The organism is Nocardia sp. NPDC058499 (assembly GCF_042719915.1).
In the GTDB taxonomy this organism is placed as follows: domain Bacteria; phylum Actinomycetota; class Actinomycetes; order Mycobacteriales; family Mycobacteriaceae; genus Nocardia.
In genome coordinates, this window is the sequence record NZ_JBHXMZ010000003.1 from 354,662 (window position 1) to 376,941 (window position 22,280).

The following is a 22,280-nucleotide window of genomic DNA, read 5'->3' on the forward strand; positions in this document are numbered from 1 at the left end:
TCTCCTTCTCCCCCCCCCCTCCTCCCCCCGCCCCCCCCCCCCTTCCCCGGTCTCCCACCCCCCCACCCGGGCCGAAACCTTTCAGGGCCTCGCTGAACTCGGCTGCGCCGCTGGTTGCGTCGGGGTTCGGTGTGGGATAGGGAACCGATGTTTCAGGACAGGAGCCGCAGAAAGGGCTTGCTGTCGGTCGGGGTGCGTAAGGTGCGGGGCTGTGGCAGTGACCAAGACCAAAGCCGTCTATCGGTGCTCGGAATGCGCGCACGAGGTTGCCAAATGGGTCGGTAAATGCCCGGCCTGCGGGTCCTGGGGCACCGTCGACGAGGCGCTGCCCGCGGCGGGAGCCGCCGGGGTGCCGGCGGGGCGTAAAGCGATGCTGCCGAGTACCGCGGCCGCACCGATCTCCCGGATCGACTCGCAGACCACGACGGCCCGCTCGACCGGGGTTTCCGAACTCGATCGGGTACTCGGCGGCGGTATCGTCGCGGGGTCGGTGGTCCTGCTCTCCGGGGAGCCCGGGGTGGGGAAATCGACCCTGCTGCTCGAGGTCGCGCATCGCTGGGCACGACAGCGCGACGAACGGGCCCTCTACGTCACCGCGGAGGAATCCGCGGGGCAGGTGCGGTTGCGGGCGGACCGGACGGGGGCGGTGCACGAGCGGGTGTATCTGGCGGCCGAATCGGATCTGTCGGTTCTGCTCGGGCATGTCGATCAGGTGAAACCCACACTGCTGGTGGTGGATTCGGTGCAGACCATGCTGGCCACCGATAGTGACGGGGTAACCGGCGGGGTCACACAGGTCCGGGCGGTCACCGCGGCACTGACCTCACTGGCCAAGACGAACGGTATCGCGGTACTGCTGGTCGGTCATGTCACCAAGGACGGGGCGGTGGCGGGGCCGCGCACATTGGAACATCTGGTCGATGTGGTGCTGCAGTTCGAGGGTGACAAGAATTCGACCTTGCGGATGGTGCGCGGTATCAAGAACCGTTTCGGCAGCGCCGACGAAGTGGGCTGTTTCGAACTGCACGACGACGGAATCGCTTGTGTGACCGACCCTTCCGGCCTGTTCCTGCACCACCGGACCGATTCGGTGCCCGGTACCGCGGTCACCGTGGCGATGGACGGGAAGCGGCCACTGGTCGGGGAGGTCCAGGGGCTCACGGTGGACACCCAGGTACCGGCGCCGCGCCGGGCGGTCAGCGGGCTGGACTACAACCGGGTCGCCATGGTGCTGGCCGTCCTGCAGAGCCGCTGCGGGCTCTATGTCGGCAAACAGGATGTCTACGCGGCGACGGTGGGCGGGATGCGGCTCACCGAACCCGCCGCCGATCTGGCCATCGCACTGGCAATCGCCGGTGCCGCCCGCGATACCGCGCTCCCGCCGGGCTGGGTGATCCTCGGTGAGGTGGGGCTGGCCGGCGAGGTCCGCCGGATCACCGCCACCGGCCGCCGGCTGGCCGAAGCCGAACGACTCGGGTTCACCAACGCGGTGGTGCCACCGGGTGTCACCGCGAAGGACACGGGCATGACCCTGCACGAGGCGTCCAGCCTGCGGGCGGCGCTACGGCTGGCGGGCCTGTCGAAGAAGAAATAGCGGCAGTACGGCTCCGGCCGCGCGCCGCTATTCCGCGATGTTGAAGGGTTCGGGTGCGCTGCGAACCGCCCCGAGCTGGGCCACCACGTGGTAGGCCCCGCTGGGAACCTGCACCCGCTCCCCAGCGCATTCCGGCTGCGAGGTGGTACCGGTCCAGGTCACCGTGAACGCGGCCTGCTCGCCGCGATCGAGGGTGCGCAGATCGGGTTCACCGTCGGGGTAGCAATCCGTACTGGCCCACAACTGCCGCCCACCGTCCAGCGTCTGCACCGAGACCCGCTGCAGCCCCGACCCCATATCGCGGGTACAGGGCTCACCGGAGATATTCGTGATCACGATCCCGAAAACCGGCTCCTCCCCGACCCGATAGGTCGGCTGGGCCACCGAGACCTTGATGGCCAGCGACTGGTCGGCGCATTGCCCGGACGCGGCCGGCGCCGGCTGCGACGATTCGGCGGCCGAGGTCGTGGCGGACGCTTTCTCGGTGGTGGTCGTGGTGGCCGACGGCGCCGAACTCGCCGCGGCTTCGGAGGTCGCCGTGGACGAGGCCGCGGCGCCGGTCGCCTCGGGCGAACCGCCACCCCGGGTCACGGTCACGACGAGCCAGATCACCACCGCGAGCGCGACCACCAGCGCTCCGATGGCAAAAACGCGACGCCGCCAGTAGATCTCCGGCGGTAACGGTCCTGTCGGTTCCAACACGTGTCAACGGTAAGCGCATTCGGCGGTGGTGGCGGTCAACGGCACACCGGAAGCTGGTCCGGCGGCCGCCACCGCGGTGGCCCGGCCGGGCTTTACGGCCGGACGGCACCTGCCACGACCGTCAGACGGTCTCCCCGATCTGACCGACCACACGCTGCAGTTGAGCACGGCCTTCGGCCAGCTTGTAGGTGACGCACGCGATGGCGCAATCGCCGGATTCGACCCGTTCGGACACGATCTTCGACCGCTCCATGAGCAGGCTGCTGGTTTCCACCACATGGCGGGCTTCGAGCTCGTCGACCGTTTCCAACCCCTCGCGACGGCCGATCAGCATCGACGGGGCGACTTTTTCGACAATGCTGCGAATGAATCCGCCCGGCACGGCGCCGCCGTCCAGCGCGTCCAGTGTCGCTTTGACTGCACCACAGCTGTCGTGGCCGAGGACTACGATAAGCGGTACGTTCAGCACGCCCACGCCGTACTCGATGGAACCCAGGACCGAGGCGTCGATGACATGGCCGGCCGTGCGCACCACGAACATATCGCCGAGGCCCTGATCGAAGATCAACTCCGCGGCCACCCGGGAGTCACCGCAGCCGAACAGCAGAGCGGTCGGACTCTGGCCACCGACGAGCTTGGCTCGGTCGGCGATCCCCTGACTAGGATGCTGCAATGTGCCGTTCATGAAGCGCTCGTTACCTTCGCGCAGCGACTTCCAGGCACTCACCGGGTTGGACTGAGGCATGGTGTCCATTCTGCACGATTATGGAATTGCCCCCGGATTCGGTCCTGTTACAGCACGGCGTCGGTAGCCGCGCCACCGGTGGTACTGCACAGTGAGAACGGAGCGTTTCGGGTGAGCAGCGGAGCAGTCGGCGGACCGGTGACGGCGACGAACCGCGGCACTGCGGGCGAGCTGTCCCTGATCGATTCCGATGCGTTGATCGAGTGGTACACCCGCACTGCCCGCGACCTACCGTGGCGCCGGCCCGGGGTCACCGCCTGGCAGATCCTGATGAGCGAGATCATGCTGCAGCAGACCCCGGTAGCGCGAGTGGAACCGATCTGGCGGGAATGGGTGGCGCGCTGGCCGGTGCCCTCCGCCATGGCGGCGGCGAGCGCGGGTGAGGTGTTGCGCGCCTGGGGCAAGCTCGGCTATCCCCGGCGTGCCCTGCGGCTGCACGAATGTGCGCAGGTCTTGGCGGCCGAGCACGGGGACGAGGTCCCCGGCGATGTCGAGGTGCTGCTCGGGTTGCCCGGTATCGGCGACTACACCGCGCGGGCGGTCGCCTGTTTCGCCTACGGACAACGAGTTCCCGTAGTGGACACCAATGTTCGCCGAGTGGTGGCGCGGGCCGTACACGGGCGCGGCGAGGCCGGTAATCCGGCTACCCGCGACCTACGTGAAACCGAGGCACTACTGCCCACCCGAGTGGACCGGGCGGCGGTCTTCTCCGCGGCCCTGATGGAACTCGGAGCGACGGTGTGCACCGCCCGCACCCCCGACTGCACCCGCTGCCCATTGCCCCACTGCGCGTGGGTGACGGCGGGCCGGCCGCACCAGGAGTCGACCCGGCGGACCCAGAAATACGAGGGCACCGACCGGCAGGCACGCGGACGGCTACTCGACGTACTGCGTGCGGCAGAAGAACCCGTGGACCGCGTCCACCTCGACCTGGCCTGGACCCGCGACCCCGGGCAGCGCGACCGTGCGCTGGATTCCCTGCTGGTGGACGGCCTGATCGAGCAGACCGGAGACGGCCGGTTCGCGCTGGCAGGCGAGGGCTGAGAGCGGCACGTGCGGGGCCGGAACCACCGCTCGAGGGCAGGCTCGCCCCACACACGATGACGGGTCAGCCGCGGGGTGCTGCTTGCGTGGCGAGGACCCGGGTGAGAAAGCGCCGGACCGCGGCACGGTAGCGGCCGGGCTGATCGTCGTGCACCAGATGGCCCGCCTCGGGGATCACGATATGTTCGGCGTCCGGATGCAGATCGGCCATCCGGCGCATCTGCCCCGGCGGGGTGATGGTGTACTCGCCCTCGATGAGCAGGGTGGGCACCCGCACCTGCCGCCACTGCGGCCAGAACGCACGGGTGCCCCATTCCTCGGAGATATCGCGGAACGTGGCGACCTCTCCGTGCAGCCGGTAACCGTCCGGGGTTCGGTCGAAAGAGCGCTGGAAGTAACGCCCGGCGACCGGGCCGAAGAACTCGAGCAGGGTGGCCTCGTCGGCGAACGGCTGCGGCCAGGCCTCGATCATGGCCGCCCAGTGCGCGGCAGTACGGCCGGTGAAATCGGCCGCCATATCCTCGACCACCAGCGCCCGCACCCGCTCCGGATACTCGGCCGCGAAAACCCATCCGTGCAGCCCACCCATGGAATGGCCGATGACGGCCATCGGCTCGCCGATCCGACCGGTGGCCGCGGCCAGATCCGCGACGAACGCTTCGGTCGTCAATTCGGCCGGAGCCGGCCGGCCGTGCCCCGCCGCGTCGAAGGTATACACATGACCGTGGCCGCGCAGCCATTCGAGCTGATCCGCCCAGGTCCGAGCGCTCCCCATCAACCCGTGCAGCAGCAGTATCGGAACCCCGGACCCACCTTCGTCGTGCAACACCGGCCCGAGTGTAATTCGCCCCCACAGCACCCACCCCAAGTATCCGAACCTCCGCGTGTAGGCCGCCCCACCAGAGCCAACCCAAACCGGGCACACCCACCCGCTACGCGGTACACCTCCCCCAGGGTGGGCCCGCCCGGTTCTGGAGCGACGGAGCGGGGGAGCGAAGCGGAGGAGCGGAGGAGTGAAGACCCGGGCCCATAAGGGCCCCACCCTCGAGCCGCGGAGCGGCTCCAAAATTACAGCCCCGCCCCTTCGCGGAGTGTCTACCCGAGATCAGGGCTCACAGTCCTCCTACCCAACAGCCCCGGAGGAGTGACGACTCAGGTCCACAGTCCACGCCCCTCGAGGCGGAAGCGCCTCCTGATCGCAGAGTCCACCGGACCTCCGCCCCCGCAGCGCCGGAGGAACGCGGCGCCGAGGACACAGCGAAGACCGGGTTTCGACAAGCCCCCGCCACAGGCTCAGAACGCCTCCGATATTCCAGCACTAAGCTCAGGGTATGGCTGTTGTGAAGATCAATGCGATCGAGATCCCCGAGGGCGCCGGCCCCGAACTGGAGAAGCGGTTCGCCCACCGCGCGCACGCTGTCGAGAACTCCCCCGGGTTCCTCGGCTTCCAGCTGCTGCGGCCGACCGCCGGTGAGAACCGGTATTTCGTCGTCACCCAGTGGGATTCCGAGGAGTCCTTCGCGGCCTGGCGGGACGGTCCGGCCAAGGAAGCGCATGCCGGGCAGCAGAACAAACCGGTGGCCACCGGCGCTTCGCTGCTGGAGTTCGAGGTGGTGCTCGACGTCTCGGGTAAAAACGCCTGATCGACCCTCCGACACCGGCCGCGCCACCCTCGCACGATCGCGTGGCCTGCGTTTTTTCCGGGGCGTCCGGGACCTCGTCGTACTCCGGTAGCGGAAACGAGTGCAACGGCAGGGTGATTACGGTTCCGGTCCGGCTGCGGCAGTGTCGGGCGTATGAACGAGATCGCCTTCCGTGTTGCGGATAGCGCCCCTGCCACCGTGCCGCGCCCCCGGTCGGTCACCCTCGCGTTTCGCGCCTTGGTGGCCGCGGTGGGGTTCGGTATCGCGGAAACCGCGGTCCGCGGCGTGGGGCAGTTCGGGCAATCGACCGGGCTCGGCTCCCTCGCCGCCGGATGGCTGATGCGAACCGGTATCTATTCAGTGGTGCTCGTGGTGGCGTGGCGGATGCTGCGCGGCGACCGGTGGGCACGGCTCACGCTGGCACTCGGAATCGGCCTGGCCGGCACGGCTTCGCTGCTGGTGGAGCCGCTCGCTGCGCTCCTCGCGGCCGATAGCGCCGGAGATCTGCTACCCGATCCGACGGTCGGGAACGTTCTCGTCGCGATCACCCGCATCGGGCATATCTGCGCGGTGCTGATCGCGATCCCGGCGATGTACACGCCGGCCGCACGCGCGTGGTTCACGCGGATGCGCCGCTAGCTGCCGAGATACCCGGGCTTCCCGTATTCGCGGGAAGCCCGGGCAACGGTTCAGGACTCGAGGGCGGCGTCCAGGGTGATCTCGTCGACTCCGGCCAATGCCTTGCTCACCGGGCATCCGGATTTGGCAGCGGCAGCTGCCGTGGTGAAACCCGCATTGTCCAGACCGGACACCCGGCCGCGCACGGTCAGCGCGATCCGGCTGATCCGGAAACCACCGGCCGGATCCGGGCCGAGCGTGACCGCGGCCGAGACGTCGAGGCTCTCCGGAGTGCCGCCCGCCTGGGCGATCTCGTTGGACAGCGCCATCGCGTAGCAGGACGCGTGTGCTCCCGCGATCAGCTCCTCCGGGCTGGTGGTGCCGCCGGCTTCCTCGGCGGAACGTTTGGGGAAGGACACCTCGTACTTGCCGACTCCGGAGCTGACCAGCTCGACCTGGCCGGAGCCGTCCTGCAGACCACCGGTCCATGCGGTGCGCGCGGTACGTGTGGGCATCACAATCCTTTCGAAGACGAATATGTTCGGGTCCGTTCCGAAACTACCCGCACCCGTCAACCGATCGCAGCGGTTCGCTCGTCGAGGCGGGCCAGCGCCTTGGGCCAGGTCGCGCGGTACCGGTCGCGGGCGGCTTCACCGGCAAATCCGCTGTGCCGCAGTCGTAACCGGATTCCGCGAGGTTGTTTCACGAGTTCCACCCGGACCACTGTCTCCGCGCCTTCGGTACCCGCAGCTCCGGTCACCCAGGTCATTTCGACGAGCCGCCCGGGTTCGAGCCGCAGGAAGCGCCCGTAATGCGGGTGCATACTTCCCTCGTGTGCGGTTTCGAAATAGAACGGCTCGTTCACCCCGGGCCGCATCCGCACCGTCGCGGGTTCGGCGAACCAGATATCGAATCCCTGGGTCCATGCCAGGTACAACAGTTCTGGCGAAGCTTTCATCACCCGTTCCACCGTCAGCTCGTACGGTCGCGCTGACAGGTCCGGTACACGCACTTGCTGGTCGACCATCTCTGGAACCATACCCGCGTCGGGGCAGGTGCCGCCGCAGATGCGCCGATCGTCGCGCCGTCGTCGATCGTTCCGTGTCCGATCGGCGGATAAGGGCCGGCAAACGCCTTGCTACACCGGGAATCCGGGTGTGCACCGCCGCCTTCGCGCGAAGTGCGAATAGGGTGGTGCAGGTGGAGAGTCCGCGATGACGAGCTGGCAGATGGTCGGGCTACTGGGTTGGCTTGCGCTGACCGTCGCCCTGGTGGTGCTGTTGCGGCAGCGCCGCGCACTGCTACGGGCGTACCGGGAGCGCGACGCCGCGACCGCGACCGCCGCGCAGCGGCTACGTGAACTCGAGGTGAGTACCGAACGCCTGGTGATCGCACGTGAGCTACACGATGTGGTGGGACACAATCTTTCGCTGATCAACGTGCAGTCCGGGATGGCGCTGCAACAGGTCGAGAACAAATCGGCGAAGGCCGCGGGCACGGTGGCCGAAATCAAGACCACCAGCCGTAATGCCCTCGAAGACGTGCAGGCGTTGCGCCACGCCATCCAGTCGGTGGAGCCGGCCGAGCCGGCGCGGCCCGAGCGCGAACGGCCCCGCGACGCGGATCCGGGGGGCCGCGGGGAACGGGAAAAACGCGCCCGGCGTACCGGTTTCGGACGCCGTGATCGGGCGGTTGGCGCCGGTCCGGCCGAAGGCCCCGACCGCGGCGGACGGAACCCCGCTCCGCCCGCGGCGCCTGCTCCACCGCCACGCGAACCGGATCCGACGATGTCGGAGCTCGAGGAACTACTCCGGAAGCCCCGGCTGGCCGGTCTGACCGTGCACACCAAAGTGATCGGCACCGCCGGATCCCTACCGGCGGCCATCGACGAGGCGGCGACCCAGATCGTCACGGAGTCACTGGCGAACGTCATCCGGCATGCGCCCAACGCCGAGGCCACGGTGACGGTGCGGTTCACCGCCGACTCGGTCGACCTCACCATCGACAACACCCGGCCCACCGGCAAACCCGAACATACGGGCCCGACGCGCGGTATGGGCATCATCGCCATGCGGGAACGCACTCACGCGCTCGGTGGCGCATTGACGGCCGGCCCGAAACCCAGCGGCGGTTTCCGGGTCGCCGCCCGGTTGCCGAGCCGCCCGCTGCGTATCGCGATCGATCCGGACAAGATGCCGCGCTCACGGCCCGGGGCGGGTTCGGGGTCCGGGTCGGGCCCGGACGAGAACAAGCGGGCGACGCCTTCGTCCGACCGGCCGGTCATTCGTGGTAAATCACCGGACCGGGTCGAAACAGGGCCCACTACAACGGATTAGCCGGTAGGCAGCGTCCCCCAACCGAAGGTGCCTCCCCGCTCACCGAACTCGGCTACGGGGTCGGTCCGGTCGTAGACAGCGGCCCGATGGAGAAGCCCGAAAGCGAGTCGGCCGACCGCGGCGCTGAACCGCAAGACTGCGGAAACTCTCCGGGCGACACCGTTCGCGGTTGAACCAGGCTGTAGGCCCAGCTGCCCTGGAGAAGGCGGCAAACCTGGCGGCCGGGGCCGGGGCCGGGACCGCGGCGAGGGCCCGTCTCTACGTGCGTACTACGCGGGCGGCAGAATTCTTCGATTCGGCCGCCGCCGCGGATACGCCGCGGTCACGAGCCGCCGCGGGTTCGGTGCGGTCACGAGTTCGTGTCGATACGCGGTCCGCGGCGACCGAGGTGGCGGTTTGCTGTCCTGGACCGGCCCCCTTGCCGCTCCGCGTCGGTGACCCCGGCGGCACTGGCCCTGGGGGCGCTCGGAGCTCGCAGACGGGAAGAATACGCGCCCGCGGCCCGAAAAACTCCTGCAACCGGCCGGACGGTTACCGTCCGGGATTGGATCCTTGCCGCTCCTCGTCGGTGAAACCGGCACGGCGAGCGAAACCTGGCGCGTCTGCGTCCGTTGCCTGCAACCGGCCGGAATACGCGGCCGCTGCCCGGAACACCCCTTGCACCCCGGCGGGAGCGGCGCCGTAGGTAATCGACTGCTGAGGTGCGAACCCCAGTTCGGTGCCGATCTGCACTGCGTCCATATTGGCGCCGAGGAACAGGAAATCCCAGTCGTAGTCGTTCTGCTGCTGTTGGATCAGCGAGCGCACCGCGGAATGGGTCCATTCGCGACTGGAGTTCTCGTGGCCGTCGGTGAGGATGACGACGATCACCGTGCCCGGGCGGTCGGACTCGGGACGCGATGCCAGCTCGGCGCCGATATCGGTGACCAGTTTCCCGATCGCGTCGTAGAGCGCCGTACCGCCGCGGGGATGCAGGATCGGCGGCGGGACCTGTTCGAGCGGGGTATTCGAGTACAGGCATTCGTACTCGGTGTCGAACTGGGCGAAGGTCACCCGGACGGTCTTCTCGACCTTGCGCTGCTCTTCGAAGAAGGCGGCCAATCCGCCTTCGGTATCGGATTTGATCGACTGCATGGAGCCGGAGCGGTCCAGCAGGACAGCGATCAGACTCTGGCCGGGATCGGTCATCGTTACCCCCATTGTTGTTCCCTTGCCGCCAGCCTACGCGCGCCTCCGCCTGCCCGCCGCCAGTTTTCCGAGCGGGTGGCCCGCGGGTACGGGCATGCGAAAGGGCCTGCCCTGCTGTGCAATACAGCAGGGCAGGCCCTCAGCGTATTCGGCCTACTCGCCCGAGGCGGACTCGGTGGTGCCTTCACCGGCACCGGTCAGCACGACCTCCGGCTTCTTCTCGTCATCACCCTTGGTGAGCTTGGTCTTCGGGGTGAAGGTGAAACGAGCGTCCTCGCCGGACCCTTCGCCGTCCCAGCCCTCGACATCGACCACCACGTTCTGGCCGGCGCCGATCTCGCCGAACAGGATCTTCTCCGAGAGCTGATCCTCGATCTCGCGCTGGATGGTGCGACGCAGCGGCCGCGCACCCAGCACCGGATCGAATCCGCGCTTGGCCAGCAGGCTCTTGGCCTTGTCGGAGAGTTCCATCGACATATCCTTGTTCTTCAACTGGACGCCGACGCGGTCGATCATCAGATCCACCATCTCCACGATCTGATCGGTGGTGAGCTGGTGGAAGACGATCACATCGTCGATACGGTTGAGGAACTCGGGCCGGAAATGCTTCTTCAGCTCGTCGTTGACCTTGAGCTTCATCCGCTCGTAGTTCGAGCCCTCGTTGTTCGACTGGGTGAAGCCCAGGCCGACCGCCTTCGAGATATCCGAGGTGCCGAGGTTCGAGGTGAAGATCAGCACCGTGTTCTTGAAGTCGACCGTACGGCCCTGGCCGTCGGTGAGGCGCCCGTCCTCGAGGACCTGCAACAGGGTGTTGTAGATCTCCTGGTGGGCCTTCTCGATCTCGTCGAACAGCACGACCGAGAACGGCTTGCGGCGCACCTTCTCGGTGAGCTGGCCGCCCTCCTCGTAGCCGACGTACCCGGGAGGAGCACCGAACAGCCGCGAGGCGGTGAAACGATCGTGGAACTCGCCCATATCGATCTGGATGAGGGCATCGTCGTCGCCGAACAGGAAGTTCGCCAGCGCCTTGGACAGCTCGGTCTTACCGACGCCGGACGGACCGGCGAAGATGAACGAGCCGGACGGACGCTTCGGATCCTTCAGGCCGGCACGGGTGCGGCGGATGGCCTTGGAGACCGCCTTGACGGCATCCTCCTGGCCGATGATCCGCTTGTGCAGCTCGTCCTCCATACGGAGCAGACGGGTGGTCTCCTCCTCGGTGAGCTTGAAGACGGGGATACCGGTCCAGTTGGCCAGCACCTCGGCGATCTGCTCGTCGTCGACCTCGGCCACGACATCCAGATCACCGGAGCGCCACTGCTTCTCACGCTCGGCGCGCTTGGCGACGAGCTGCTTTTCCTTATCACGCAGCCGCGCGGCCTTCTCGAAGTCCTGCGCGTCGATCGCCGATTCCTTCTCCCGGCGCGCATCGGCGATCTTGTCGTCGAATTCGCGCAGGTCCGGCGGGGCGGTCATCCGGCGGATACGCATCCGGGCGCCGGCCTCGTCGATCAGGTCGATCGCCTTGTCCGGCAGGAACCGGTCGTTGATATAGCGGTCGGCCAGGGTGGCGGCGGCGACCAGGGCGCCATCGGTGATGGAGACCCGGTGATGCGCCTCGTAGCGGTCGCGCAGCCCCTTCAGGATGTTGATGGTGTGCTCGACGGTCGGCTCGCCCACCTGCACCGGCTGGAAGCGGCGTTCCAGGGCGGCGTCCTTCTCGATGTACTTGCGGTACTCGTCGAGGGTGGTGGCGCCGATGGTCTGCAGCTCACCGCGAGCCAGTTTCGGCTTCAGGATCGAGGCCGCGTCGATGGCGCCCTCGGCGGCACCCGCACCGACCAGCGTATGCAGCTCGTCGATGAACAGGATGATGTCGCCACGGGTGTTGATCTCCTTGAGCACCTTCTTCAGGCGCTCTTCGAAATCACCGCGGTAGCGGCTGCCCGCGACCAGGGAACCCAGGTCGAGGGTGTAGAGCTGCTTGTCTTTCAGTGTTTCGGGGACCTCGCCGTTGACGATGGCCTGGGCCAGGCCCTCCACCACGGCGGTCTTACCGACACCGGGCTCGCCGATCAGCACCGGGTTGTTCTTGGTGCGGCGGCTCAGCACCTGCATGACCCGCTCGATCTCCTTCGAGCGGCCGATCACGGGGTCGAGCTTGCCCTCCAGCGCGGCCTGGGTGAGGTTACGGCCGAACTGATCGAGGACCAGCGATGTGGACGGCGTACCGGTTTCCCCGCGGGCGCCGGATTCGACCGGCTCCTTGCCCTGGTAACCGGACAGCAGCTGGATGACCTGCTGGCGGACGCGGTTGAGGTCGGCGCCGAGCTTGACCAGGACCTGGGCCGCAACTCCCTCGCCCTCACGGATGAGGCCCAGCAGGATGTGCTCGGTGCCGATGTAGTTGTGGCCGAGCTGCAGCGCCTCGCGCAGGCTCAGTTCCAGCACCTTCTTGGCGCGCGGGGTGAACGGAATATGGCCGGACGGGGCCTGCTGGCCCTGGCCGATGATCTCTTCGACCTGGCTGCGCACGCCCTCCAGCGAGATACCGAGCGACTCCAGCGACTTGGCCGCGACACCCTCACCCTCGTGGATCAGACCCAGCAGGATGTGCTCGGTGCCGATGTAGTTGTGGTTGAGCATCCGGGCCTCTTCCTGGGCCAGGACGACGACACGCCTTGCGCGGTCGGTGAACCTCTCGAACATCGCTCCCTCACTCTCCTGCTCCGGACTCTATGGCCGGCTGACGCCGTGGTGTGTCGTGGACAACCGTCGGACTCAGCCTGCCATGAAGGCCAGGGGTTGCGGCCCCCGCCTCCCACTCTAGTTGGCGGGTGGTCTCACTGCCGCCGGTCCACCCTAATGATCTGCGGGCCGGTCGCAGCGCTATTCATTCATAACGCCCATACCCACGTATTCGTTTCCCACTCCGGTTTTGCCGAGAGCGAACACAGGCGATTCGGGCCCGTCGGGATAACCGCAGGTCTACAGGTCGCGATCGCTGATGAGCCCGCTGCGCATGGCGAGCGCGGCCAGCCGGACGCGCTTCTGGTTCTGGGGCAGATCCTCGACACCGAACTTGGCGAACAGCGCGCGCAGATGCGTTTTGACGGCGTCCACGCTGAGGAACAGTTCGTCGGCGATCTGCTGATTGGTCGCGGGGGCGGCGAAACCGACGTCACCCTTGTACGGGCGGCACAGGGCGATCAGCACGCCGCGTTGGGCCTCGGTGAGCGACCGGACGGTCGGGACGGAACCGCTGGAGGCGCGGGTCGCATCGTCGGCGACCCCGTTGAAATCGTGGAACGACACCATGGAGGTGCCCATCCGGATGCGATCGCCCGGCATGAGCCGGCGGCGGCCGTGCAGTCTTTCGCCGTTGATGAACGTGCCGTTGCGGGACAGTCCGTCGTCCACGATGGTCCATTGCGCGGCGAGGTATTCCACGGCGGCATGCAATCTCGACACCTCGGCGTCCCAGCGCAGCGAGAGGTCCGCGCCGGCCGAACGGCCTATCGTGATCCGCTGCCGGTCGGGGGTCAGCATCACCTCACGCCGCCGGCCCTCGTCATCGGTGAAACGTAGAAACGATCCGACGGATCCGGACACTGCGCCGCTACCTGACCTCTCCATACCGGCAGCATCTGCCGGACACCACCCCGACCGCACGGGCCCGGTACAACCAACACCCCTATGGTGCCGGGCGAGCGGGCGGTGGAGCAAGACTGAACACCGCTGAGCGCAGTCGCCCCGGCACACAGCGCCGGGGCCAGCGGTAATTCCTATTCGCTATCGAGAAAGACCGACCGCCGTCCGCCTCGTAGAAAATAACCGGCGAACGACGGTTGAAAGAAGAACTATCCCTTCGAGGCCTTGTTGTACGCATCGGTGATATCGGCGGAGATACGCCCGCGCGCGGAAACCTTGTGACCATTCCGCCGTGCCCACTCACGAATTGCCGCGCTTTGTTCGCGATCCATCGTGGCACGCCCCTTGCTGTTGCTCGCACCGGCGGCAACCGCGGACTTCACCCGGCGCCGGCCACTCACGCGACGGGCACTGGAAACCCACTGTTCCAACTCGTCCCGAAGCTTCTCCGCATTCGATGACGACAGGTCGATCTCGTACGACACTCCATCGATTGCAAACTCGATGGTCTCGTCCGCGATGGACTCACCGTCGACATCGTCGATCAGGCTAACGGTGACCTTCTTTGCCATGAGATGAACGTCCTCTCGAAATCGTGCGGCCCGGCAAAATCAGGCCGATTACCCGAGGCAAGAATACCTCGAATTCGGAAAATTCCAAGACGAGCGATCGGCTATGCAAACCGATCGCTCAACGGCCGACCGGCCGCACTATTGGGAACAGTATCGTTTCCCGGATTCCCAATCCGGTGAGCGCCATCAACAACCTATCGATTCCCATACCGGTTCCGGTTGTCGGCGGCATCCCGTGTTCCATCGCGGCGAGGAACTCTTCGTCCAGAACCATTGCTTCGTCGTCGCCGGCTGCGGCGAGCCGCGCCTGATCTGCGAACCGTTCACGCTGGATGACCGGATCGACCAACTCCGAATAGCCCGTGGCCAACTCGAAGCCGCGGACATATAGATCCCACTTCTCGGCCACCCCGGCACGCGACCGATGCTGCCTGGTCAGCGGCGATGTCTCGACCGGAAAATCACGGACGAAAGTCGGCTTGTCCAGCTTGTCGCCGTAGCAGTGTTCCCAGAGTTCTTCGACCAGTTTGCCGTGGCCGTAGCCCTTGCCTTCGGGAATTTCCAGACCTTCCCGTTCGGCGAGCGCCAGCAATTCCGGGACAGTTGTTTCGGGAGTGACCTCGACGCCCAGCGACTCCGATAGCGACGGATACATCTCCACGGTTGTCCACTCGCCGCTCAGGTCGTATTCCGACCCGTCGGCAAGCGTCACGACCTCAGTTCCCAGAGCCTCTCGAGCAACTTCCTGGATCAATTCCCGGGTCATCCGCGCGGAGTCGTCGTAGGTTCCGTACGCTTGATAAGTTTCCAGCATCGCGAACTCGGGCGAATGGGTGGAATCAGCGCCCTCGTTACGGAAGTTGCGATTGATCTCGAAGACCCGCTCGATCCCGCCGACAACACAGCGCTTGAGAAACAGCTCCGGAGCAATGCGCAGGTAGAGATCCATATCGAGCGCATTGGAATGCGTCCGGAAGGGCCGTGCCGCGGCACCGCCGTGCAGGGTCTGCAGCATCGGTGTCTCGACCTCGAGGAACCCCCGGCGTTCGAGCGCATTGCGCAGCGCCCGCACCACCGCGACCCGGGTACGGGCCATCTCCCGTGCCTCCGGGCGCAGGATAAGGTCCACATAACGCTGACGGACCCGCGATTCCTCGCTCATCTCCTTGTGGGCGACGGGCAGCGGCCGCAGCGCCTTGGACGCCATCGACCAGGAATCGGCCATAATGCTCAATTCGCCCGTACGCGATGAGATGACTTCACCGTGGACGAAAACCATATCGCCGAGATCCACATCGGCTTTCCACGCCGCCAAGGCGTCGGCGCCGACCCCGTTCAGGCTGATCATCGCCTGCAACGTGGTGCCGTCACCCTCCTGCAACTTCGCGAAACACAATTTTCCGGTATTGCGCATGAAGATGACGCGCCCCGCCACACCGGCCTGCTGACCGGTCGCGGTATCGGCCGCGAGATCCGGATGAGCGGCCCGGATTTCGGCCAGCGTATGGGTGCGGGGCACCACCACCGGATAGGCCTCGCCGCCCGCGGCGAGCAGCCGTTCCCGCTTCTCCCGGCGGATCCGCATCTGCTCGGGGATGTCGTCGACTTCCACGGAGCGGCTGGATCGCCCCGCGGGAACAGTGCCCGCGGAGCCGCCGGATGACGAGGGGTTCGGGTTGCTCACAGCGAACCACCCTAGCGTGCACGGCAAATCGATTCGTCAGCCGCCCGCCCCCTGGACCGCGCCATATGGAATCGGCACGGGTATGCGCGGACGGGCCACGAAAATAGACCATTTGGTTGCTTAGGAATTACCACCGGTGTGACGACAGCACGGAAATGTATTGCGCTCCGGATCTATTCGCCGCCGGCCCCGGAACAATTCAGAGAACCGCGAGCGAACGAACTTCCCTGGTGAAGTGCTCGGCGCCGGTCGCCACCGTGCGCATACCCGCAGCTACCAGGGCCTGGTAACCGCCGACCAGATCGGTCGCGCGGTGCAACCCCAATTGACGCAACGAGGCCGCGGCCAAGCTCGACGTGTAACCCTGCGAGCACACCACGATCCACTCGACATCATGATCCGTGGCCAGCGCCAGCCGGGCCGAACTGCTCGGATCCAGCCGCCACTCCAGCACATTCCGTTCGATCACCAGCGCGCCGGGCAACGTCCCCTCGCGGGACCGCTGTGCCACCGGCCGGATATCCACCAGGATCGCGCCCCGCGCGAGCGCGGCCGGCACTTCGATCGGCTGGATCCGCCGCAGCTGGGAACGGGCGTTGTCGAGCATTTGGTCGATGGTCATCGACGGCATCAGAGATCACCTTCGGGCTGGTCGGTGAGGACGGTGTGGGTACGTCGGAGGCCACCGTGACCGGTCACCTCGTAATAGGACATGGCGGTCAGCGGAGGCGAGTAGGCGTGCACGCTCAGCGTCGGATCCAGCGGTCCGGGGTCGGTCCGGCCCGCGACCGCGGCCCGGCCGGAAGCACGAACGACATCGTGGACCCAGCCGATCGGGAAAGCTGCCTGATCACCCGCCGCCAGGATCCGATGCCGCAGTTCGGAGCCGTTCCAGCGGTACTCGGCGAGCGCGCCGCTGAGCACGGTCAGCGCACCGAGCGAACCGGCATGATCGTGCAGTTTCGTGGATTTCTCGGGTGTCCAGCTGATCAGCCAGATATCGACCTCGTCATCGGCCGCCAGCCGCGTAGCCCAGCGATCCACCAGCGGCCAGCGGCCGTCTTCGGGAAGCAGATGATCGTATCGGCCGGCGAGCACATCTTCGCCGGTCTCGTCGGTCAGCCGTAACAGATCCGCGGGACGCAGGCGGGTGGGCAACGCCGGAGCAATCGGGCGATCGGGAATCGGATTCGCCGCCGCGGCGGCGCTGTCACGGGCCGAGGGCCGGACTACGGAAGAAAGAACAGGGGAACGCATCTGCGCATCTCCAGGAGGAATGAGAACGAACGAGGAATTCGGGATGCCTCGAACGGTCGAGGCGAATCAGCCTCGACAACACTCCTGGGTACGCATGCGGAACAACACACGGCGAGCTTAGCAATCCGGACCGCCGGCGGCCACACCCGGCCCAGCGGAATACATCACATATCTGTTTACTCGGCCGCGACTACACCCCGGTGCGCTCAGCCGCGACTGCGCCGCTGGTTACGTTCGTAGACGAGCTGCAGACCGGTCAGCGTCAGATGCGGCAGATGATGTTCGATGGTCTCGGATTCGTCCAGGATCAACGGCGCCGCCGGGCCCGTCGCCACCACGGCGATATCGTCGCCGGAGAACCCGTCGATATCGTCGCGGATCCGGTCGACGAGACCGTCCACCAGGCCCGCGAAACCGAAAATGGCGCCGGCCTGCATACATTCGACACTGTTCTTGCCGACCACCGACCTCGGCCGGGTCAGCTCCACCCGCCGCAGCGCGGCCCGCTCGATCAGTGCCTCGGTCGCGATCTCCACCCCCGGTGCGATGACACCCCCGAGGAACTCCCCCTTCGCCGACACCAGATCCACACAGATCGACACCCCGAAATCCACCACGATCGAAGCGGTGCCGTATTCGTGATAGGCCGCGAGGCTGTTGACGATCCGGTCCGCACCGACCTCTTTCGGGTTGTCCACCAACAGCGGGATACCGGTCCGCACCCCGGGCTCCACCAGCACATGCGGTACGTGCTGCCAGTAGCGATCCAGCATCAGCCGCATTTCCCGCAGCATGGGCGGCATGGTGGACAGGCCCGCGATACCGGTCACCGTATCGAGATCGGCCCCCAGCAGCCCGCGCAGATTCATGGCGAACTCGTCGGCGGTGTGCAGTGGATTGGTGTGAATCCGCCAGTGCCGCACCAGTTCCGCTCCGGAATCGGTGCCGTTCATCAGCCCGATGACAGTGCTGGTGGTGCGGACGTCGAGGGTCAGCAGCATACGAGTGCCGTCGGCGCTCAGACCAGCGACAGATTACGCGGGCTGATGAGATCCGAGCCCTCCGGCGCATGCGCCGGATCCGAACCCAGCTCCACCGCCCGGTTCCGCGAATCCACGAACACCACCTTCGGGTCGTAATCGCGCAGCTCGGCCTCGTCCATCATCCCGTACGCAATGAGAATCACCAGATCACCCGGGTTGACCAGATGGGCGGCGGCACCGTTGATACCGATCACCCCGGAACCACGCTCACCGGCGATCACATAGGTCTCGAGCCGGGCCCCGTTGTCGATATCGACAATGCAGACCTGCTCACCTTCGAGCAGATCGGCGGCGTCCAGCAGATCCTGGTCCACAGTCACCGATCCGACGTAATGCAGATCGGCATGGGTCACGGTGGCCCGGTGGATCTTCGACTTCATCATGGTCCGCAACATCACTGTCGCCCTTCTGTATCTATGGCGCCGCCTCCGGCACCGCGGGGTTCGGGGCCCCCCTTGGTCTCGTTCTTCACTCCTCCGCTCCTCCGCTTCGCTCCCCCGCTCCGTCGCTCCAGAACGAGACGGGCCCCGAACCTCGGAGGTGAACCAGCTGGAGAGACACAGCGTCGTGGGTTCGCCGCGCCCCACCCATGGAGGTGGACCATCAGCCCTGGTCCCGGGATAAAGCTTCCGCGAAGGGCGGGGCTGTGATTTTGGAGCCGCTCCGCGGCTCGAGGGTGGGGCCCTTGGAGGCCCGGTTCTTCACTCCTGCGCTCCTCCGCTTCGCTCCCCCGCTCCGTCGCTCCAGAACCGGGCGGGCCCCACCCCGGGAAGGTGGGCCGGCCGGAGGAGAGAAAGCCGTGCACTATCTCAGAGTCGATATCGGCCGCAATCACGCTTGACCGACTTGTGTGGGTGCCCGAGGGAGCCGTGGAGTGGTTCGGCTCGGCGCCTTCGCGGAGCAGCGTGGGTCGGGGCCGGCCGGCGGCGGGCGCTTCGGCTACACGCGTACTCATCGGTCGGCACCTGTGGTGGTGGCGGGCTGTTCCGCCTGCGGGGACGAGAGGTCCGCGTCGGGGTGGCCGTCCAGTTGTACACCGAGCTGGACGGCGGCGTTGTCGATCAAGCGGGTGCTGCCGACGCGGGCCGCGATCAGGAGGCGGGCGTTGCCTGTTTCCGGGGCGGGGCCCAGATCCGCGGCGCGCAGTTCCAGGTAGTCCAGTTCGATGCCGGGGGCTGCGGCCAGGACCGAGTGCGCCGCGTCCAGCACGGCCTGTCCGCCTGCGGCGCCGGAACGGGCACCGGCCAGTAGCGCGGCCGAAAGGGTGGTGGCGAGTTCGCGCTGAGTGGGGTCGAGGTAGCGGTTGCGTGAGGACAGGGCCAGGCCGTCGGCTTCGCGGACCGTCGGGACGGCGACGATCTTCACGTCGAAGTTCAGATCGCGGACCATCTGCCGGATCAACGCCAGCTGCTGGTAGTCCTTCTCGCCGAAGAAGGCCTCGTGCGGGCTCGCCATCTGCAGTAGTTTCGCCACCACCGTGAGCATCCCGGCGAAATGAGTCGGCCGGGAGCCGCCCTCCAGTTCGGCGCCCAGCGGGCCCGGCTGCACCGTGGTGCGCGGGCCGTCGGGGTACATATCCGCCGCGCTCGGGGCGAACACCAGGTCGACGCCCTCCGCGCGGAGCAGTTCGACATCCGCGTCGAGGGTGCGCGGATAGCTGTCGAGATCCTCGTTCGCCCCGAACTGCAGCGGGTTGACGAAAATCGAGACGACCACGACCTGGTTGGTGCGCTTCGCGCGACGGACCAGTTCCACGTGACCTTCGTGCAGGGCACCCATGGTGGGGACGAGTCCGACGGTGCGGCCGGAACGGCGCAGCGCGCGGACAACCTTCCCGAGAACGGCCGGGTCGTGCTGCACGGTCAGCTCGCCGGCGCGGTAGGCGTCGCGCAGGGTCTGATCCGTCATGCTGCCTCCTTCGGATCCGGTGCATGCCCTCCGCGGCGCAGATATTGCGTCATCGGTGTTCCTCCAGCAGTGCACGAAGTTCCTCGGGAGCCTGCGCCCGTTCGGCGGTGCGCCGCGACATGGCCCGATACCCGGCGGCGATCTGCGGATCGGCCGCGGTCAACGCCTCGAGATGCGCGGCGACGGCGGCGGTATCGCCCCGGGCGACCGGGCCGGTGAGCGCGGCCTGGCCGCGGCGCAGCGCATTGTCGAGCGCTGCCGAGACCAGCGGTGCGAGCAGCCGTTCGGGCAGGCCGTTGGGCTGATCGTCGATGGTCTGCTGGCCGAGTAGCCCCGGCCCGGCGAGCGCTTCGCGCAGGGCCTGCACGGCGTCGAGTACCAGGGTGACCAGGTGATTGCTGCCGTGGGCGAGCGCGGCGTGATAAAGGGTGCGGTGTTCCTCGGCCACCCGGACCGGTTCCCCGCCCATCTCGATCACCAGCGACTGCGCGATGGCGTAACCGATCTCGTCCGCCGCGGTGATCCCGAAACATGCATTGGCCAGGCGGGACAGATCCTCGTCATGGCCGGTGAAGGTCATCGCCGGATGAATGGCCAGCGGTCGGACGCCGGCTTCCTCCAGCGGCGCCAGGATCGCGATACCGTTCGCGCCCGACGTATGCGCCACGATCGTGCCCGGCCGCACCGTCCGCGCGCTCGCCAGCCCGCGCACCAACCCGGCCAGTTCGGCGTCCGGGACCGCCAGGATGAGCAGTTCGCAGCGCGCAGCGACCTCCTCGACCGGCAGGATCCGGGATTCGGGCAGCCGGGTACGCGCCCGCTGCACCGACGCGTCGGAGATGGCGGCGACGCCGAACACCACATGTCCGGCGCGTTCGAGCGCGGCGCCGAGTGCGGATCCCACGCGTCCCGCCGAAACGATTCCTACCGTCAGGCGTGCGGGCGCCGGATCACCACTCGCGGCCGGATTGCCAGGAGTCACGCGTGGCGAGGTCAACAGTGTCCTCTCGGAAAAAGTCGTTCCAGTCCCGCGCTGCGGGTACCGGACGTTACGCATCGAGGATATGACTCGCGACCGCCGATGCGCCACGGGCGCACCGGGTGATATGCCGCACTCAGGAGCTGCGCTGCTCTTCTTCCCGGCGCAGGTTCGCCATGATCTCGGCGACCGACAGCCGGCGGGATCCCGCCGGATCGGATTGGGTACGGCGGCGCCGGGAATTGACCGAGCGCGGGGACAACTTGCCCGGGGCGCGGGTGTTGCCCCGGGCCTTCGCCGCAGCCGGTGTCTTGGGCGATTCGGATTCGGCGGCGGCCGGGCGACGCGGTGCGGGCGGACCGTGGACGGGCTCGGGCGGCCGCGGCGGGCCCTGGACGAATTCGGCGGGGTGCGGCGGACCGTGTCGCTCGGCACCGCCGGGCATATCCGTGGCGTCGTCGACCTCGGTGAACGCATCGGCCCAGCTCGAACCCGCGAACCTCGCCTCTGGCCGGGCCTCAACCGGGTCGTCGTCGAGGCGCACGATCGCCGTTTCGGCGGTGATGGGGTCATCGTCGGGGCCGGCGAACCGGGGGCGGCCCGGATGATCGCTTTCGTAGACGGGGGTGACGGTATTCCGGTCCGCGGTATCGGCGTCCGATTCCGCCACCTCGTGTTCGGTATCGACCCAGCCGTCCGCCGCATGCGACCAGCTCGCCGCGGCGTTGGCCCAGGCGTCGACCGCGCGCCGCTCACCGTCCTCGGCCGGCGGCCAGGCCGCCGCGAAACCGGCCCGGTCGTGCGCGCTGGGCAGTTCCTGGATACGGAAGGACGCGGCCGGCAGCGCGGGACGCTCCGGCGGGAGTTCACCGTCGAAGAGCCGTTCGAGCTGCCGGCGCAGCACCGCGAGCTCGGCCCGCAGCGCGGCCATCTCGGTCGCGTCGGCGCCCACCTCCGAACGCACCCGGGCCTCGATTCCGAGCTCGTGTTCGCGGCGCGCGCTGACCTCGCGCTCCAGTTCCCGCTCATACGCGCCACGCAGATCCCGGACCTTGGCCTGATACCGGCTCACCGCCCACGCCCCCAGGACCGCCGCCCACAACGCGGCGACCAGCCCCACACGGATGAGCTGCACGCTATCGCTGAGCACCAGCAGAACACTGGCCACCACCCCGAGCAGCACCAGGCCGCCGAGGAAAAATTTGCCCACATCTTCCCGGCTGCGCACGGAAGAACTACTGCGGGACGGTGACACCATGCCCGCAAGAGTAATCGTGAAAGTCGGACGCGCCCAGGTCAGAATGGGCGTGATCCAT

At 67.3% G+C, this 22,280-nt stretch carries 22 protein-coding genes; 5 read left to right on the forward strand and 17 right to left on the reverse strand.

Annotation, left to right across the window (positions count from 1 at the left end):
* Positions 1-217: 217 nt before the first annotated feature.
* On the forward strand, positions 218-1,594 hold the full coding sequence (gene radA, locus ACFWPH_RS11855) for a DNA repair protein RadA (protein ID WP_378750686.1): 1,377 nt from the start codon (positions 218-220) through the stop codon (positions 1,592-1,594).
* 27 nt (positions 1,595-1,621) lie between these two features.
* Here radA and ACFWPH_RS11860 read toward each other — a convergent pair whose 3' ends face one another.
* Together ACFWPH_RS11860 and ACFWPH_RS11865 are read right to left on the reverse strand one after the other, a co-directional pair.
* The gene (locus ACFWPH_RS11860) at positions 1,622-2,296 is read right to left on the reverse strand and encodes a hypothetical protein (protein ID WP_378750103.1); all 675 of its coding nucleotides are present in this window, start codon (positions 2,294-2,296) and stop codon (positions 1,622-1,624) included.
* A 121-nt stretch (positions 2,297-2,417) separates the two neighbouring features.
* The gene (locus ACFWPH_RS11865; protein ID WP_280415291.1) at positions 2,418-3,041 is read right to left on the reverse strand and encodes a carbonic anhydrase; all 624 of its coding nucleotides are present in this window, start codon (positions 3,039-3,041) and stop codon (positions 2,418-2,420) included.
* Between the two features lie 177 nt (positions 3,042-3,218).
* On the opposite strand from ACFWPH_RS11865, the gene ACFWPH_RS11870 reads away from it, so the two are divergent.
* Entirely contained in the window at positions 3,219-4,085 is an 867-nt protein-coding gene (locus tag ACFWPH_RS11870) for an A/G-specific adenine glycosylase (RefSeq protein WP_378750688.1), read from the forward strand.
* A gap of 64 nt (positions 4,086-4,149) precedes the next feature.
* On the opposite strand, the gene ACFWPH_RS11875 is transcribed toward ACFWPH_RS11870, so the two are convergent.
* Positions 4,150-4,914 carry an alpha/beta fold hydrolase gene (locus ACFWPH_RS11875; protein ID WP_378750105.1) on the reverse strand — a complete coding sequence of 255 codons (765 nt, stop codon included), beginning with the start codon at positions 4,912-4,914 and terminating at the stop codon, positions 4,150-4,152.
* A 502-nt stretch (positions 4,915-5,416) separates the two neighbouring features.
* Between ACFWPH_RS11875 and mhuD the strand changes: the two genes are divergently transcribed.
* Both mhuD and ACFWPH_RS11885 read left to right on the forward strand, forming a co-directional pair.
* Positions 5,417-5,728 carry a mycobilin-forming heme oxygenase MhuD gene (gene mhuD / locus ACFWPH_RS11880; RefSeq protein ID WP_062972073.1) on the forward strand — a complete coding sequence of 104 codons (312 nt, stop codon included), beginning with the start codon at positions 5,417-5,419 and terminating at the stop codon, positions 5,726-5,728.
* A 153-nt stretch (positions 5,729-5,881) separates the two neighbouring features.
* Positions 5,882-6,367 carry a hypothetical protein gene (locus ACFWPH_RS11885; RefSeq protein WP_378750107.1) on the forward strand — a complete coding sequence of 162 codons (486 nt, stop codon included), beginning with the start codon at positions 5,882-5,884 and terminating at the stop codon, positions 6,365-6,367.
* 50 nt (positions 6,368-6,417) lie between these two features.
* Here the strand turns inward: ACFWPH_RS11885 and ACFWPH_RS11890 are convergent, their stop codons facing one another.
* Together ACFWPH_RS11890 and ACFWPH_RS11895 are read right to left on the reverse strand one after the other, a co-directional pair.
* Positions 6,418-6,861, reverse strand: coding sequence for an OsmC family peroxiredoxin (locus ACFWPH_RS11890; RefSeq protein ID WP_062972069.1), 444 nt, complete (start codon positions 6,859-6,861; stop codon positions 6,418-6,420).
* A gap of 56 nt (positions 6,862-6,917) precedes the next feature.
* On the reverse strand, positions 6,918-7,373 hold the full coding sequence (locus ACFWPH_RS11895) for an SRPBCC domain-containing protein (protein WP_378750109.1): 456 nt from the start codon (positions 7,371-7,373) through the stop codon (positions 6,918-6,920).
* Between the two features lie 187 nt (positions 7,374-7,560).
* On the opposite strand from ACFWPH_RS11895, the gene ACFWPH_RS11900 reads away from it, so the two are divergent.
* Entirely contained in the window at positions 7,561-8,682 is a 1,122-nt protein-coding gene (locus ACFWPH_RS11900) for a sensor histidine kinase (RefSeq protein ID WP_378750111.1), read from the forward strand.
* 531 nt (positions 8,683-9,213) lie between these two features.
* On the opposite strand, the gene ACFWPH_RS11905 is transcribed toward ACFWPH_RS11900, so the two are convergent.
* The 12 genes from ACFWPH_RS11905 to ACFWPH_RS11960 all read right to left on the reverse strand — a co-directional run bounded on the left by ACFWPH_RS11905 (position 9,214) and on the right by ACFWPH_RS11960 (position 22,222).
* Positions 9,214-9,870: a VWA domain-containing protein gene (locus ACFWPH_RS11905; protein WP_378750113.1), complete on the reverse strand. Its 657-nt coding sequence runs from the start codon at positions 9,868-9,870 to the stop codon at positions 9,214-9,216.
* Between the two features lie 153 nt (positions 9,871-10,023).
* Entirely contained in the window at positions 10,024-12,579 is a 2,556-nt protein-coding gene (locus ACFWPH_RS11910) for an ATP-dependent Clp protease ATP-binding subunit (RefSeq protein ID WP_378750115.1), read from the reverse strand.
* Positions 12,580-12,858: 279 nt separating this feature from the next.
* Entirely contained in the window at positions 12,859-13,506 is a 648-nt protein-coding gene (locus ACFWPH_RS11915; RefSeq protein ID WP_280416968.1) for an FHA domain-containing protein, read from the reverse strand.
* 224 nt (positions 13,507-13,730) lie between these two features.
* Positions 13,731-14,093, reverse strand: coding sequence for an Lsr2 family protein (locus ACFWPH_RS11920; protein WP_378750117.1), 363 nt, complete (start codon positions 14,091-14,093; stop codon positions 13,731-13,733).
* A 118-nt stretch (positions 14,094-14,211) separates the two neighbouring features.
* Positions 14,212-15,678 carry a lysine--tRNA ligase gene (lysS, locus tag ACFWPH_RS11925; RefSeq protein ID WP_378750690.1) on the reverse strand — a complete coding sequence of 489 codons (1,467 nt, stop codon included), beginning with the start codon at positions 15,676-15,678 and terminating at the stop codon, positions 14,212-14,214.
* A 298-nt stretch (positions 15,679-15,976) separates the two neighbouring features.
* Entirely contained in the window at positions 15,977-16,399 is a 423-nt protein-coding gene (locus ACFWPH_RS11930) for a rhodanese-like domain-containing protein (protein WP_378750119.1), read from the reverse strand.
* A gap of 8 nt (positions 16,400-16,407) precedes the next feature.
* Positions 16,408-17,034 (reverse strand): cysteine dioxygenase, encoded by a 627-nt coding sequence (locus ACFWPH_RS11935; RefSeq protein ID WP_378750121.1) that lies wholly within the window; start codon positions 17,032-17,034, stop codon positions 16,408-16,410.
* 206 nt (positions 17,035-17,240) lie between these two features.
* On the reverse strand, positions 17,241-18,035 hold the full coding sequence (locus ACFWPH_RS11940; RefSeq protein ID WP_378750123.1) for a type III pantothenate kinase: 795 nt from the start codon (positions 18,033-18,035) through the stop codon (positions 17,241-17,243).
* A gap of 17 nt (positions 18,036-18,052) precedes the next feature.
* Entirely contained in the window at positions 18,053-18,472 is a 420-nt protein-coding gene (panD, locus tag ACFWPH_RS11945) for an aspartate 1-decarboxylase (protein ID WP_033243968.1), read from the reverse strand.
* Between the two features lie 556 nt (positions 18,473-19,028).
* A complete protein-coding gene (panC, locus tag ACFWPH_RS11950; protein ID WP_378750125.1) occupies positions 19,029-19,985 on the reverse strand; it encodes a pantoate--beta-alanine ligase in 957 nt (318 codons plus the stop codon).
* A gap of 49 nt (positions 19,986-20,034) precedes the next feature.
* Positions 20,035-20,982 carry a Rossmann-like and DUF2520 domain-containing protein gene (locus ACFWPH_RS11955; RefSeq protein WP_378750127.1) on the reverse strand — a complete coding sequence of 316 codons (948 nt, stop codon included), beginning with the start codon at positions 20,980-20,982 and terminating at the stop codon, positions 20,035-20,037.
* 118 nt (positions 20,983-21,100) lie between these two features.
* Positions 21,101-22,222, reverse strand: a complete 1,122-nt coding sequence (locus tag ACFWPH_RS11960; RefSeq protein WP_378750129.1) for a DUF6779 domain-containing protein — start codon at positions 22,220-22,222, stop codon at positions 21,101-21,103.
* Positions 22,223-22,280: the final 58 nt, after the last annotated feature.